The organism is Azospirillum aestuarii (genome assembly GCF_016632405.1).
Classification (GTDB): Bacteria; Pseudomonadota; Alphaproteobacteria; order Azospirillales; family Azospirillaceae; genus Azospirillum; species Azospirillum aestuarii.
Genome location: NZ_JAEPIV010000006.1, coordinates 371 through 584 on the forward strand (window position 1 = coordinate 371; position 214 = coordinate 584).

The 214-nt window shown below is 71.5% G+C and carries 1 pseudogene; it reads right to left on the reverse strand.

Going from position 1 to position 214, the window contains the following annotated elements:
- Positions 1-214, reverse strand: a pseudogene (gene eno, locus JJL56_RS33110) (phosphopyruvate hydratase); the annotation flags it as partial.

Here is a 214-nt window from a genome sequence, read left to right on the forward strand (position 1 = left end):
GACGCCGAGGATGGCGTTGGCGCCGAGCCGGCTCTTGTTGGGGGTGCCGTCCAGCTCGATCATGGCGAGGTCGAGGGCGCGCTGGTTGGAGCCGTCGAGGCCGGCGATGGCGTCGAAGATCTCGCCGTTGACCGATTCCACGGCCTTCAGCACGCCCTTGCCGCCGTAGCGGCCCTTGTCGCCGTCGCGCAGCTCCACCGCCTCGTGCGCGCCG